This is a genomic window from Acinetobacter sp. YH16052, assembly GCF_013417155.1.
Lineage (GTDB): Bacteria > Pseudomonadota > Gammaproteobacteria > Pseudomonadales > Moraxellaceae > Acinetobacter.
In genome coordinates this window covers 84,676-98,737 of sequence record NZ_VPEO01000008.1, presented here as the reverse complement: position 1 = coordinate 98,737, position 14,062 = coordinate 84,676, and the positions used below count along the sequence as shown (strand labels likewise).

The window sequence follows — 14,062 nt, the reverse complement described above, 5'->3', positions numbered from 1 at the left end:
CTCAGTATACCTTGTTCTGCCGAGTATTTCGGTAATCTGTTCAGATGCAATCCGTTGATTGTGGCGAAAATTTATTGATTTTTATATGAATATTGGTTATTTATTGTCTGGTCTACAGCATTTTGCTTTTATTTTATGCAATTGATGCAAGATTTTTAACAAAGGTGTTGACCACATTTTTGCATGCTGTATTATACACGGCATGCGGGAATAGCTCAGTTGGTAGAGCATAACCTTGCCAAGGTTGGGGTCGGGAGTTCGAGTCTCCTTTCCCGCTCAAAATTTTTTCATTTAGTTTTTTCATTTAAAAAACTTTATAGACTCCGCGGGAATAGCTCAGTTGGTAGAGCATAACCTTGCCAAGGTTGGGGTCGGGAGTTCGAGTCTCCTTTCCCGCTCCAGATTCTAAAAAAGCCCTGATCGAAAGATCGGGGCTTTTTTTATGTTGATGTTATTTTTTTAAATGATCCTTTCATTTTTGTTTCACTCAATAACAAATTCTTAAAGTACTTTCTGATTTTATAACCAAGATGTGACCATGCCACCCCTACGACAATATAAAAAGCCCTCATCAAAAGATCAGGGCTTTTTATATTTCACCAACGCATCAGATAAACTCAAGCTAGCAAACCACTAGCCACAATACAGAGTCCATTTCCAATATAATTAAAAGGTAATTCGCTGATAGTTACGGTATTGCGGTGTCCAGAAATTACGTTCAATAGCCAACTGCAATTCTTCTACACTGACTTTCGGTGCTACCCCATCTTCAATCGCAGCAAGCGCCACTTTTAAGGCAATCTGCTTCGAAATTGACTGTAAACAATCCAGATTCGGCAATAAATCTGCCTGAGGATCTTTCAGTTTCGGAGAACAGTCCGCCAAGGCATTACTCGAGGCCATGAGCATATTATCCGTGACACGTTTTGCACCTGAAGCAACTACACCCAAACCAATGCCCGGAAAGATATAAGAGTTATTGCATTGTGAAATATGATGAATCTGCCCCTGATAATTCACTGGTGCAAATGGGCTACCCGTCGCAATCAACGCTTTGCCCTTGGTCCATTGCAAGATATCTGCCGGAACAGCTTCTACGCGGGAAGTCGGATTGGATAAAGGGAAAATAATCGGTTGCACACTGTTTTCAGCCATGGCTTCAATCACTTCCTGAGTGAATAGACCTGGCTGTCCAGATACGCCTATCAGTACCGTCGGTTTGGCACGCTTAACTACATCTAGCAGAGAAATCATGCTCTCAGCATCTGCCCAGCTTTCTACATTTTCAAGAGGCTGTGCCAGTTTGCGCTGGAAGTCCAGTAAATTCGGCTGATTTTCTGTGATCAGACCAAAGCGGTCGACCATAAACACGCGTGCACGCGCTTCAGCATCACTTAAACCCTCAGCAACCATTTGCTTAATGATCTGTTCTGCAATCCCGCAACCAGCTGAACCAGCACCCAGGAAAGTAACCACCTGATCTTTGAGCTGTTTACCTGCTGCACGCGAAGCAGCAATCAGGCTGCCGACAGACACTGCTGCGGTGCCCTGAATATCATCATTAAAACAACAGATTCGATCACGATATTTTTCCAGCAAAGGCATGGCATTTTTCTGTGCAAAGTCTTCAAACTGAATTAAGGCATCTGGCCAGCGCTGTTGAGTCGCCTGAATCACCGTCTCGACAAAAGCATAGTATTCATCGCCGCTGATTCGTGGTTCACGCCAGCCCATATAAATCGGGTCATTTAACAACTGCTGATTATTGGTACCAACATCAAGAGTAATCGGTAAGGTATAGGCCGGACTGATCCCGCCACATGCGGTGTAGAGTGCCAGTTTTCCAATGGGAATCCCCATACCACCGATGCCTTGATCTCCAAGACCCAAAATGCGCTCACCATCTGTAATCACAATCACTTTCACGTTCTTTTTATTGATATTGTGAATAATCTAGTCGATCTGATCACGGTCAGGATAGGAAATAAAAATCCCACGATGACGGCGATAAATATCAGAAAAGCGCTGACATGCCTCACCCACAGTCGGGGTATAGATAATCGGCATCATCTCACTGAGGTGATTTTCAATCAGATGGTAAAACAGGGTCTCATTGGTATCCTGAATATTCCGCAAATAAATATGCTTGTTAATATCACTGCTAAAAGCACAATACTGCTGATAAGAACGCTGACTTTGCTCCTCAATCGTCTCGGTGACATGAGGAATCAAGCCATGCAAGTTAAAGCTTCTACGCTCTTCTTCAGAAAATGCAGAGCCTTTATTGAGTAGTGGGAGTTCTAGCAGAGTATTTCCAGCATAAGGAATATATAAAGGGCGTTTACTGTTCAAATTTTCTCTGGGCATTATTTAACTCATCTAATCAATCTTCGGCAGTTCTGCCAAAATAGTCACATCACTTTGTTTATTTTATATAGCTTAGCCTGATTTTAAGCTGTTAGGTCATTTAGCAAATTTATAATACTTGTAGCAGGATTTTATAATCTGATAACACTCATTTTCAGCCTAGGTTTTGGACGGTTTCTAAAATTAATCCCTATTCGTATTTTTAATTTAAATCGGCAGCAAGATCTGTTTGACAAAAAACCTCAGCTCATCAAGGATAAAGCATAAATTTAATAAGACCAACGAGTATAACAATGAGTGAACTGCAACCGCTTTATCAGCCCGATATTTTGGGGACAGGTTATGAGCAAGCGACCTTAAACTTTCCCGATGATTATGAGGGCAAAGTCGTAGCAACCCTGATCCGTAAAAAAGCAGCCCAACTTACAAAAAAAGCAGTTCTATATATTCACGGCTTTATCGATTATTTTTTTCAGACCGAAATGGCAGAGCGCTTTAATCAGCATGGTTTTGATTTTTATGCGCTGGATTTAAGAAAATACGGACGTTCGATTCTGCCGCATCAAAAATATTATAACGTCTATGACCTTGCTGAATATGATGCAGAAATTACCCAAGCCCTCAACATTATAGCAGCCGAGGGTCACGATGCTGCCCTGCTCTGTGGTCATTCTACCGGTGGTCTGACCACGACCTTATATGCGGCACATCATCCACAGCATACTTTAATCAAAGCACTTTGGGTCAACAGCCCATTCTATGACTTCAACATGAATCCGATCAAGCGTGCGCTTGGTATTCCGCAACTGAGCAGACTGGCCAAAATTTTTCCCAATCTTAAATTTCCAAGCGAGCTGAACAATTGGTATGCCACCAGCTTGCATAAGGATTTAAAAGGCGAATGGGACTTCAGTCTGGACTGGAAAAAGACCCGCTACCCGATGGTTCGAATCAGTTTTATTCGTGCCATTCATGAGGCACAGAAGGAAATTCATCGCGGTGTTCAGCTCGATGTTCCGGTACTGATTATGCATTCGCATCAGACTTTATATCCTAAAAAATGGGGGAAAGCCGCACAGAGCAGTGATGTGATTTTAGGCATTAAAGACATTCAAAAATATGCCAAAAAAATTAAAGGTGATGTCACGGTTCAAAGTATCCAGAACGGTTTACATGATCTGGTGCTTTCAGAGCAATCTGTACGTGAGCAAGTTTATCAGCAACTGTTTCAATGGCTGCATGACAAAGGGCTTTAGATAAATGCGAAAGGAGAAATGAAACTTACCCTCATTTCTCCTGCTTGGCTTCTTTTGAATCATGACTAGGTCAAAATGTAATCAAGTGCATTGAAAATATGCCTATCTTTCGATGTTTTATAACCACTATAACTCATTGTTTTTAAATTTAAGGCTTGAGAATTTATAATTTTTATTATTCTACCGCTTGTCTCCAAATATTGTCTTTTGTAGCAAGCCTGTAAACAAAAAACCGTCCGTCTTGTTCCCTCTTTATAGTAGAGCTGAATGCAGAAGCGCCTATATTTTTTGATCGGCAACATGCGCGCAGCCTGCACCACTAACAATCATATAAAGGAATAGATTATGCGTTATGCAGACCCCAATACTGACGGTTCAAAAATTCAATTTAAAGCACAATACGATAATTTCATTGGCGGCGAATGGGTCGCTCCAGTCAAAGGTGAATACTTTGACAACATTTCTCCGGTAGATGGCAAAGTCTTTACCAAAGTGCCGCGTTCCTCTGTAGAAGACATTGAGTTGGCGCTTGATGCAGCACACAAAGCCAAAGAGCAATGGAACCGGTCATCACCGACCACCCGCTCCAATATTCTGTTGAAAATTGCAGATCGCCTGGAACAAAATCTGGAACTGCTGGCTGTGGCAGAAACTTGGGACAACGGCAAACCGATCCGTGAAACGCTGGCTGCCGATATTCCGCTGGCCATTGACCATTTCCGTTATTTTGCCGGCTGTATCCGTGCACAGGAAGGCGGCATTTCCGAAATCGATGAAGATACCATTGCTTATCATTTTCATGAACCGTTGGGCGTCGTGGGTCAAATTATCCCGTGGAACTTCCCGATTCTGATGGCCGCCTGGAAACTGGCACCTGCCCTGGCTGCAGGTAACTGTATCGTGCTGAAACCTGCGGAACAGACTCCGGTCAGTATTCTGGTACTGGCTGAACTGATTCAGGATATTTTACCACCGGGCGTATTGAATATCGTCAATGGCTACGGGGTTGAGGTCGGCCGTCCACTGGCGACCAATCCACGCATTGCCAAGATTGCCTTTACCGGTTCAACCGCAGTGGGTCAGCTGATCATGCAATATGCGACTGAAAATATTATTCCGGTGACTCTGGAACTTGGCGGTAAATCACCAAACTTGTTCTTTGCCGACATTATGGATCAGGAAGACGATTATCTGGACAAAGCTCTGGAAGGCTTTGCCATGTTTGCCCTGAACCAGGGTGAAATCTGTACCTGCCCTTCCCGGGCCTTGGTACAGGAAAGTATTGCCGATGAATTTCTGGCGCGTGCGGTAGAACGGGTGCAACGCATTAAAACTGGACATCCACTGGATACTGACACCATGATTGGCGCGCAAGCCTCACAGGAACAGCAGGACAAGATTCTGGGCTGTATTGCCACTGGCCGTGAAGAAGGCGCACAAATCCTGATCGGTGGTGAAGCACGTCAGGAAGTGGGTCAAGGTTTCTATATTGAACCAACCATCTTTAAAGGCACCAATGATATGAAGACCTTCCAGGAAGAAATCTTCGGGCCTGTACTGGCTGTAACCACCTTTAAAGACTTTGATGATGCGATCAAGATTGCCAACGATACGATTTACGGACTCGGTGCCGGTGTCTGGTCACGCTCAGCGCATACTTCCTACCGTGCCGGTAGAGCCATTCAGGCCGGTCGGGTCTGGACCAACTGTTATCATATCTACCCTGCGCATGCAGCTTTCGGCGGTTATAAAAAATCAGGCATTGGACGTGAGAATCACAGAATGATGCTGGATCATTATCAGCAAACCAAAAATCTGTTGGTAAGCTATTCAACCAAACCTGCGGGTTTCTTCTAAACGATCTGAGGATTAAAAGCGGGCTTCGGTCCACTTTTAATCCCCTATTTTTTAAAAATTTTAATACTAGGTAAAATTTTCCAGCATTGTTCGTCCAGAATTCCATTGAATGACTGACAATGAATAAAAATACTTTCTAAAAACACCTTAATGTCTGAGCTTATGTTGATTTCACCTAAGTTTCTCATTTTTTATGCTTTTTAATTGCTCAAAAAACCTGCATAAAGCCCAGGCTTTCATTTAAAGTCGGCTTTTCATGTTTATCAAGACTGTGTATAACAATGAACCACTAGAGGGAAAGCAATAAGCATAGGCAAAATTGCGCAAAAAGCGTTAGACTATGTACCCAATAATGTCATGATTCGGTCTGATCAAGATCAAAAAAGAAGGTGAAGGTTGATGCCGCTCAATACTGTTGAAGAGCTTGTAGCAGATATCCGTGCAGGAAAAATGGTCATCCTGATGGATGATGAAGACCGTGAAAATGAAGGCGATTTGGTGATTGCTGCCACACACGTACGTCCTGAAGATATCAACTTCATGATCACCCATGCACGTGGTCTGGTCTGCCTGACTTTAAGTAAAGAGCGTTGTCAGCAGTTGAATCTGCCGTTGATGGTAGATGCCAACGGTGCCCAGCATGGAACCAACTTCACCCTGTCGATTGAAGCGGCTGAAGGTATTTCTACCGGTATTTCTCCGGCTGAACGTGCCCATACAATTCAAACTGCTGTGGCTGCTCATGCCAAACCGGCAGATATTGTACAGCCGGGACATATCTTCCCGCTGATGGCGCAGCCAGGCGGTGTATTGCACCGTGCCGGACATACTGAGGCAGGTTGCGATCTTTCTCGTTTAGCAGGACTGGAACCAGCATCAGTCATTTGTGAAATCATCAATGAAGATGGCACGATGGCGCGCCGTCCCGATCTTGAAGTGTTTGCGGAAAAGCATGGCCTGAAAATCGGTACTATTGCCGATCTGATTCATTACCGCATGACCAATGAACAGACGGTTGAGCGTATTGATCAGCAAAGTATTGATACTGAATACGGCAGCTTTGACCTGTATCGCTATCGTGAACTGGGTAACCCGGATATCCATTTGGCCTTGGTCAAAGGTGAGCCTAAAGAGGGTGTGACCACAGTGCGTGTACATGGTTTTAACCCGACCCGCGACTTGCTCAAACTGAAGAAACAGGATGGCGAGCCGGCCTGGAACCTGGATCGCGCCTTGAAAGAAATTTCCAACAGTGATCGTGGTGTACTGGTCTGGATTGGCCAACACCATTTACAGGACCTGGGTCCAGCATTAGATACCCTTAAAGCACCAAAAAATGTAAAATCAAATTCTGCACTGTCTCAGCAGTATCAGACCATTGGTGTGGGTGCACAAATTTTGCGTGATCTAGGCGTTGAAAAAATGAAGCTGCTCAGCTCTCCATTGCGTTTCAATGCCCTGTCAGGCTTTAACTTAGAAGTGGTGGAATACATCACCGCACAACAAACATCTTAAGAAATTATCGAGGTTGTTATGGCAGTTCGCCGTATTGAAGGTATGTTACATCTCGCGAACGAAGACCGTTATGCGATTTTAGTTGGTCGTTTTAACAGCTTTGTGGTTGAACATCTGTTAGAAGGCGCCATTGATACATTGAAACGTCATGGTGTATCAGAGGATAATATTACTGTTGTTCATGCACCTGGTGCCTGGGAACTTCCTGTAGTTGCGAAAAAACTGGCAGCTTCAGATCGTTTCGATGCCATCATCGCGCTTGGCGCCGTGATTCGTGGTAGCACGCCTCACTTCGATTTCGTTGCAGGCGAATGTGCCAAAGGTTTAGGCGTGGTTGGCCTGGACACTGGCTTACCTGTCATTAACGGTGTACTCACTACGGACAGTATTGAACAAGCGATTGAACGCTCTGGAACAAAAGCAGGCAATAAAGGTAGCGAAGCTGCCCTGACTGCGATTGAAATGGTTAACTTGTTAAAGGCTATTTAACGCTATGTCGCAAACACTTCAAGCAACTTATGCAGCAAAACGTAAAGCACGTCGCTTTGCTGTACAAGGAATTTATGAATGGCAAATGAGCCACAATCCGGTGCATGAGATTGAAGCACGTACGCGTGTGGAAAATGCCATGCACAAAGTGGATCTGAGCTATTATCATGAATTGTTGACTCAAGTGGTTGCCAATCATGAAGCATTGGATGCGCTCTTAATCCCGGTACTCGATCGCGAACTTTCTGCACTTGACGGTGTTGAACTTGCGACCCTTCGTCTTGGTGCATATGAACTTAAAGAACATCTTGAGATTCCATATCGCGTCGTTCTAGATGAAGCGATCGAGTTGGCTAAACATTTTGGCGGTGCCGATAGCCATAAATACATCAATGGTGTATTGGATCGTTTAGCGACAACTTTGCGTGCAGCAGAAAAACAGCAGTCTAATTAATAACGTAGATTTGTTGTATGGCTGAATTTTCGATTATCGACACCTATTTCAATCGCAAGAATGCCCATTCTGTCGATTTAGGCGTCGGTGACGATTCAGCCTTGCTCACCCCCCCTTCACAGCAACAACTGGTCATCTGTGCCGACACCCTGATTGCTGGACGCCATTTTCCAATGAATACCAATCCGCATGCGATTGGCTGGAAATCTGTGGCTGTCAATTTATCTGATATTGCTGCGATGGGCGCAACCCCGCACAGTATTTTACTCGCATTGAGCCTACCCCAAATTGATCATGACTGGCTAAAAGCTTTTAGTCAGGGACTATATGATTGCTGCGATCAATTTGGCGTGAGTTTAATTGGTGGTGATACCACCCAAAGCCCTCATTTAACCCTGTCTGTTACTGCATTAGGCTGGGTGGACATTGGTCAAGCCATTACACGCTCAGGTGCAAAACCGGGTGATTTGATCTGTGTCAGTGGAACTGTCGGTGATGCAGCTTTTGCACTACAGCATCTTGGTCATCCACTACAAAAACGTCTGGACTATCCAACGCCACGTTGTCAGCTCGGTGCCGCCCTAAAAGGTCTGGCGCATAGCATGATTGATATCTCGGATGGTTTGGCACAAGATCTTGGACATATTCTCAAAGCTTCTCAAGTCGGTGCAAAGCTGCAACTCGAAAACTTACCGATCAGTCCTACCCTGCAGACATTAGACGATACACAAAAATGGCAATATGCCCTCGCTGGTGGCGACGATTACGAGTTATGCTTTACAATAAGCCCGCAAAATTACGAAAAATTATTGCAAAAACAACTTGATGTTTCGATTAGTATGATCGGCACAATTCAGCAGAAACACGGCTTAACTTTTGAAAAAGATGGCGTAGATCATTCACTTCAATTTAATGGGTATCAACATTTTGCATAAACCTGTGATTAATTTTAAAGCCATGTCATGGATCGACCGACTGATTGTCTTTAGTGGGGTTGGTTTTGGTTCCGGTCTGGCACCTAAAGCACCCGGTACATTTGGGTCGGCCTTTGCACTTTTATTTATTCCTATTTGGCTGCATCTTGGTTTTCTAAACAGTGTTTTTGCCATTGCTATCATGTGCCTGATTGGCATATATATCTGCGGACATACTGCCAAGGTCATGGGTGTTCATGATGATGGCCGCATCGTCTGGGATGAATTTGCAGGACAATCCATCACATTTTTGCCCTTGATCTACTTAGGTCAGATGAACTGGTTATGGTTATTCATCGGTTTTGCGCTATTCAGATTATTTGATATCTGGAAACCTTGGCCGATCCGGGTGGTTGACCGTCAAGTGGACGGTGGCTTCGGCATCATGCTGGATGACATTATTGCCGGCCTTTGGGCAGCTATTTGTATTTTGCTTTATTTTTACTTCACCGTGGCATAAGCCATATTTAGGATTAGAACATGTCAACGACTGTTATTATTCTTGCTGCAGGTAAAGGCACGCGCATGCGTTCAAGCTTACCGAAAGTATTACAACCCCTTGCAGGACGTTCTTTACTGGGTCATGTCATTGAAACGGCAAAAAAATTAAACGCAGATAATATTATTACCATTTATGGTCATGGTGGTGACCGGGTTCAAACAGCATTTGCACAACAAGAGATTAAATGGGTCGAACAGGCTGAACAGCTGGGTACCGGCCATGCGGTGCAGATGACCTTGCCTGTCCTGCCTCACGACGGCGTATCGCTGATTCTTTCCGGCGATGTACCCTGCATTAATCCTGTGACCTTGCAAAAATTACTCGATGCGACAGCAACAACTAGTATCGGCCTAGTGACATTAACTCTGCCTGATGCCAATGGCTATGGACGTATCGTGCGTGAAAATGATCAGATTCAAGCGATTGTTGAACATAAAGATGCCTCTGAAGAACAGCGTCAGATCAAGGAAATCAATACCGGTATTTATGCCGTCAGCAATGCTAAATTACATGAATGGCTGCCAAATTTAAGCAATGACAATGCGCAGGGTGAATATTACCTGACTGATATTGTCGCGATGGCTTTGGCAGATGGTATGCAAGTTGCATCTGTAGAACCTGAGCAGGCTTTTGAAGTTGAAGGGGTAAATGACCGTGTGCAGTTGGCTGCTTTAGAGCGTCAGTTCCAGGCTTATCAAGCCAAACAGCTGATGCAGCAAGGCGTACATCTGATTGATCCAAGCCGCTTTGACTTGCGTGGCAATTTGACTGTCGGTCAGGATGTCCGCATTGATATCAACGTGATTATCGAAGGTGATTGCGAGCTGGGCGACAACGTTGAAATTGGCGCTGGCTGTATTATCAAAAATACCAAGATTGCAGCTGGCACCAAGGTTCAGCCATATAGCATTTTAGATAGCGCCATCGTTGGTGAAGATACTCAAATTGGACCTTTTGCACGACTCCGTCCGGGTGCACAACTGGCCAATGAAGTGCATATCGGTAACTTTGTTGAAGTTAAAAATACCACGATTGGTTTAGGCTCTAAAGCCAACCACTTTACCTACCTGGGTGATGCTGAAATCGGTGCCGGTTCTAATATCGGTGCAGGAACCATTACCTGTAATTATGATGGTGCGAACAAGTTTAAAACGATTATTGGTGATCAGGCCTTTATTGGCTCGAACAGTTCATTGGTGGCACCTGTAAAAATTGGCAATGGCGCCACAGTCGGTGCAGGCTCAACGATTACCCGTGATGTGGAAGACAACAGTTTGGCAGTAGAGCGCTCTAAGCAATTTGCCAAAGAAAACTATCCACGTCCGCAAAAAATCAAGAAATAAGGGGAATAAATATGTGTGGTATCGTTGGTGGCATTGCAGAACGTAGCATTACCAATATTTTGATTGAAGGTTTAAAACGCCTGGAATACCGTGGTTATGATTCAGCAGGTTTGGCACTCATTAACAACAGCCAAGTCCTACGTGAACGCCGTGTCGGTAAGGTTGCGAACCTTGAACAGGCTGTGAATGAATCACAGATTAGTGGTTCACTTGGCATTGCGCATACACGCTGGGCGACCCATGGCAAACCGACTGAAGAAAATGCCCATCCGCATATTTCTGAAAATGTGGCAGTAGTCCATAACGGAATTATCGAAAACTATCAGGAACTCAAAGATGATCTTGAAGCTTTGGGCTATGTGTTTACCTCACAGACTGATACTGAAGTGGTTGCCCATCTGATCAATGATGCGCTGAAATCTACACCAAGTTTGTTAGAAGCCGTACACCAAGTGGTTCCGCAACTGAAAGGTGCCTATGCACTGGGCATCGTACATACTGACCACCCGGATGAGCTGATTACCGTGCGTGAAGGTTCGCCACTGGTGATTGGCGTGGGCATTGGCGAGAACTTTATCAGTTCTGACCAGCTAGCGCTGCTCCCGATTACCAACCGTTTTATCTACCTGGAAGAAGGTGATATTGCCCGTTTGACCCGCACCACCATTGAAGTCTTTGTCGATGGTCAACTGATCGATCGTCCGGTCAAAGAACTGGATGCTGCGGTCAGCAATGCCTCTAAAGGTGAATACAAGCACTACATGCTCAAAGAAATTTATGAGCAGCCTGAAGCGATCAAACAGACCATTTCCCAAGCCTTAAATGGCAATGAGCTGCGCGAAGACTTCCTTGCCAGTGCAGAACAAGACTTCTCCACAATCCAGCAAATTCAGATTATTGCCTGTGGCACCAGCTATCATGCCGGCATGATCGCCAAATACTGGTTTGAACAGCTGATTGATCTGCCTTGCCAGGTCGAGATTGCCAGCGAGTTCCGTTATCGCACTCCGGTGATTGTGAACAACACGCTATATGTATGTATTTCCCAGTCCGGTGAAACTGCCGATACCTTGGCTGCCTTACGTGATACACAGAAACGTGCAACTGCCAAAGGCCTCGACATTAGCACGATGACGATCTGTAACGTGGCAACCTCTTCGATGGTACGTGAAACAGATTACAGCCTGCTGACTTTAGCTGGTCCTGAAATTGGCGTGGCTTCCACCAAAGCCTTTACCACCCAGCTTGCAGCCTTGATGCTGTTGGTACTGAAAATCGGTTCTGTAAAAAATACTATTTCTACAGAAAAAATGACGGAAATTACCACAGGACTTTGGCATATGCCTAAAGTCATGCTGGATACATTACGTCATGATGATGAAATTTTACGTCTTTCAGAACTGTTTGTTGAAAAGCAGCATTGCCTATTCCTGGGCCGTGGTACGCATTTCCCGATCGCTCTGGAAGGTGCACTCAAGCTGAAAGAAATCTCCTATATTCATGCGGAAGGTTATGCTGCAGGCGAACTAAAACACGGGCCATTGGCACTGGTTGACAATGACATGCCGGTAGTGATTCTGGCACCACAGGATGACATGCTGGATAAGCTCAAATCCAATATGGAAGAAGTTCAGGCGCGTGGTGGCGAGCTATTTGTGTTTGCTGATGAAAACAGCGGCATTAAAGCCAAAGAACGCCAGCATGTGGTACATATTCCGGCAGTCAATGCAGTGCTGGCACCGATTGTGTATAGCATCCCGGTGCAGTTATTGTCTTATCATGTGGCTGTATTACGTGGTACGGATGTAGATCAGCCACGTAACCTGGCAAAATCGGTCACCGTAGAATAATTAAAATTGAATCAAGGCTGGGGAACTGTGTTCATATAATTAAGTTTGTACCAAATAATTAAGTTTAGATTTAATTATTTAAGTTTGGATATTAATGAAGTAAACGAACAAAGCCCTACCCTGTAGACCCAGTGATTCTTCACCAAGTCTACAGGGTTCTTAATATAATTAAATTCAAATTAGAATCACACTAGAAATATAAAATTATTACTAATATATTCAAAGACATAGATATATAAAAATCTCAACCTAGATTCAAAAAGCATCCCTTTTTGACCTCACCTTGAAAACATTTCATTTTTATTTAAAGTATGCTTCGTCTTTCTGAGCAAGAATTCGTATTTTAAAGTGGAAGAATCCAATACTTAATACAAACTTAATTTCACCTAAAATTCAGGATACCAAATTTTAATACAAACTTAATTCTAAAATTTAAAAACAATGAATAATATATATCAACAACTTATAATAAAAAATAAAACAAACTTAATTAAATTACCATAATTAGACGCAATATTTGGTCATAAAGCAAAATAAGGGATAAGGAACTATGTGCAAACTCTGAATACTATTAGCTATTCCTGTTACTAGCTAGCAGCCCACCTTATTTAAAATGAGGTATTTCATTCACTGGATATATTAATGTTAATGGATTTGATGTTAACGAGATAAAGCCAAACCGCTGATAAAACTCCATAGCTTTTTGATCCTTAGCATGTATTACAACAAAATTAACACCAATAATTTGAGCAACTTTTGAAATTTGTTTAAGAGCATGTGCTAAAAGTACATTTCCAACTCCTTGCCCCTGTGCTGCTTGATCAACGGCAAAGCGCCCCACAACCACACAAGGTAAGGGATAACGAGGTAATCGTTTAGTGAGAACAGCATCAACCCCATCAAATCCTATAGAGGTACTTGATAGACAATAAAACCCCCTCACCTGTGCATCATCATCAATAGCAACATAGGTTTTACTTGTTCCTGATTTCTGATGTTGGGATGCGTATTGTTTTATGAACTTATTTAAATCATCTTGCCCACAATTAAATGATTTTTTCTGATGATGGGCTTGTAAAACCTCAATTTTCATCCAATAAACTCATTAAATTTTTCATCTCATCATTTGCAGGGCGCGGATTTTCAAGCAAATTCATTAACATATCACGATCAGCATTATTTACTTTTAACTCGTGATTAGATTTAAGTAATTCTTTTGCTCGTTCAAATGAGGATTGGATCATAAAGGAACTCACACTAAGACCCAATAAATTCGCAGCTTGCTCAATTACATTCTTTGCATCTACGGTTGAACGAACACTGATTCGTTCTGTTGCTAAGTTAGCCATATTTTCCACTAATTTGTACATCATAATGATGTACAAATTATAGCAGATTAAGGTAGTACTTTAAGATCCAAATTTACATATTTTGTTCTAAAATATTTGGAATAGA

At 43.3% G+C, this 14,062-nt stretch carries 11 protein-coding genes, 2 tRNA genes and 1 pseudogene; 11 read left to right on the top strand and 3 right to left on the bottom strand.

Features of this window, described 5'->3' with window-relative positions; translation table 11 throughout:
* Positions 1 to 204 precede the first annotated feature (204 nt).
* Both FTV42_RS07565 and FTV42_RS07560 read left to right on the top strand, forming a co-directional pair.
* Positions 205 to 277, top strand: a tRNA-Gly gene (locus FTV42_RS07565).
* 48 nt (positions 278 to 325) lie between these two features.
* Positions 326 to 401: transfer RNA gene (locus FTV42_RS07560), tRNA-Gly, on the top strand.
* 265 nt (positions 402 to 666) lie between these two features.
* Here FTV42_RS07560 and FTV42_RS07555 read toward each other — a convergent pair.
* Positions 667 to 2,367 (bottom strand): annotated as a pseudogene (locus FTV42_RS07555) (NAD-dependent malic enzyme).
* A 293-nt stretch (positions 2,368 to 2,660) separates the two neighbouring features.
* Here FTV42_RS07555 and FTV42_RS07550 point away from each other — a divergent pair.
* The 9 genes from FTV42_RS07550 (at position 2,661) to glmS (ending at position 12,607) form a co-directional block, all read left to right on the top strand.
* Positions 2,661 to 3,623: an alpha/beta hydrolase gene (locus FTV42_RS07550; protein ID WP_180038371.1), complete on the top strand. Its 963-nt coding sequence runs from the start codon at positions 2,661 to 2,663 to the stop codon at positions 3,621 to 3,623.
* A gap of 345 nt (positions 3,624 to 3,968) precedes the next feature.
* A complete protein-coding gene (locus FTV42_RS07545) occupies positions 3,969 to 5,480 on the top strand; it encodes an aldehyde dehydrogenase family protein (protein ID WP_180038370.1) in 1,512 nt (503 codons plus the stop codon).
* Positions 5,481 to 5,879: 399 nt separating this feature from the next.
* On the top strand, positions 5,880 to 6,995 hold the full coding sequence (gene ribBA / locus FTV42_RS07540) for a bifunctional 3,4-dihydroxy-2-butanone-4-phosphate synthase/GTP cyclohydrolase II (RefSeq protein WP_004647616.1): 1,116 nt from the start codon (positions 5,880 to 5,882) through the stop codon (positions 6,993 to 6,995).
* 18 nt (positions 6,996 to 7,013) lie between these two features.
* On the top strand, positions 7,014 to 7,484 hold the full coding sequence (gene ribE, locus FTV42_RS07535; protein WP_004280926.1) for a 6,7-dimethyl-8-ribityllumazine synthase: 471 nt from the start codon (positions 7,014 to 7,016) through the stop codon (positions 7,482 to 7,484).
* Positions 7,485 to 7,488: 4 nt separating this feature from the next.
* Positions 7,489 to 7,938 (top strand): transcription antitermination factor NusB, encoded by a 450-nt coding sequence (gene nusB / locus FTV42_RS07530; protein ID WP_004280924.1) that lies wholly within the window; start codon positions 7,489 to 7,491, stop codon positions 7,936 to 7,938.
* A 17-nt stretch (positions 7,939 to 7,955) separates the two neighbouring features.
* Positions 7,956 to 8,873 carry a thiamine-phosphate kinase gene (thiL, locus tag FTV42_RS07525; protein WP_180038369.1) on the top strand — a complete coding sequence of 306 codons (918 nt, stop codon included), beginning with the start codon at positions 7,956 to 7,958 and terminating at the stop codon, positions 8,871 to 8,873.
* Positions 8,851 to 9,372 carry a phosphatidylglycerophosphatase A gene (locus FTV42_RS07520; protein ID WP_180038368.1) on the top strand — a complete coding sequence of 174 codons (522 nt, stop codon included), beginning with the start codon at positions 8,851 to 8,853 and terminating at the stop codon, positions 9,370 to 9,372. The genes thiL and FTV42_RS07520 overlap by 23 nt, the downstream gene beginning before the upstream one ends.
* Before the next feature lie 20 nt (positions 9,373 to 9,392).
* Positions 9,393 to 10,757: a bifunctional UDP-N-acetylglucosamine diphosphorylase/glucosamine-1-phosphate N-acetyltransferase GlmU gene (gene glmU / locus FTV42_RS07515; RefSeq protein ID WP_180038367.1), complete on the top strand. Its 1,365-nt coding sequence runs from the start codon at positions 9,393 to 9,395 to the stop codon at positions 10,755 to 10,757.
* An 11-nt stretch (positions 10,758 to 10,768) separates the two neighbouring features.
* On the top strand, positions 10,769 to 12,607 hold the full coding sequence (gene glmS, locus FTV42_RS07510; RefSeq protein ID WP_180038366.1) for a glutamine--fructose-6-phosphate transaminase (isomerizing): 1,839 nt from the start codon (positions 10,769 to 10,771) through the stop codon (positions 12,605 to 12,607).
* Positions 12,608 to 13,211: 604 nt separating this feature from the next.
* Here the strand turns inward: glmS and FTV42_RS07505 are convergent.
* Positions 13,212 to 13,700 (bottom strand): GNAT family N-acetyltransferase, encoded by a 489-nt coding sequence (locus FTV42_RS07505; protein ID WP_180038365.1) that lies wholly within the window; start codon positions 13,698 to 13,700, stop codon positions 13,212 to 13,214.
* Positions 13,690 to 13,956 carry a DUF1778 domain-containing protein gene (locus FTV42_RS07500; protein ID WP_180038363.1) on the bottom strand — a complete coding sequence of 89 codons (267 nt, stop codon included), beginning with the start codon at positions 13,954 to 13,956 and terminating at the stop codon, positions 13,690 to 13,692. The genes FTV42_RS07505 and FTV42_RS07500 overlap by 11 nt, the downstream gene beginning before the upstream one ends.
* Between the last annotated feature and the right edge of the window lie 106 nt (positions 13,957 to 14,062).